Raw genomic sequence first — 473 nt, 5'->3', positions numbered from 1 at the left:
GGTGAGAACCAGTGGTCGGGAATACGAGTTTCCCGATCTTTCTGCTGCCGAGCGGCGGCAGATCCACACGCTGCTGAAAGACCCTGCCTACGCCGATCTGGAAACCTTCAGCCGTGGCAAAGAGCCTGACCGTCGTCTGGTGATCCGGCGGGCCTCTTCTCGACCCTGACCTGGGGGCACTCTTGCCGATAGGGGCGATTCTAGGGATCCCTGCTACCCAGAACGTATAGAGGGGGATGTCATGCTGAGGCCAATTCGTCTATCCGACCTGCGGCAGATGCCCGGTCAAACCCAAGAGGTACAGTTTAGGCAGTTTTTTTCAGGTTTTGAGAGCTTGACCCCTGTGGAGGGATCCCTGCAGGCCAGCCACCGGGGGCATTTCCTGGAGGTGAGCGCCGAGGCCCGCACCATCGTCACCCTCACCTGTCACCGCTGCCTGCAGCAGTTCAACCACCTGTCTATTATACACATAT

The 473-nt window shown here is 58.8% G+C and carries 2 protein-coding genes; both read left to right on the top strand.

What is annotated here, in order from left to right; all coding sequences use genetic code 11:
* Window position 1: 1 nt before the first annotated feature.
* Window positions 2–169, top strand: coding sequence for a R3H domain-containing nucleic acid-binding protein (locus NW858_RS12030; RefSeq protein WP_414520593.1), 168 nt, complete (start codon window positions 2–4; stop codon window positions 167–169).
* 72 nt (window positions 170–241) lie between these two features.
* On the top strand, window positions 242–473 hold a 232-nt coding region (locus NW858_RS12025; RefSeq protein WP_414520592.1), incomplete at its 3' end, for a YceD family protein.

The organism is Synechococcus sp. H55.10, assembly GCF_047502715.1.
Lineage (GTDB): Bacteria > Cyanobacteriota > Cyanobacteriia > Thermostichales > Thermostichaceae > Thermostichus.
Note: the sequence above shows the minus strand (reverse complement) of the source record. Positions and strands in the feature narration are given on the sequence as shown.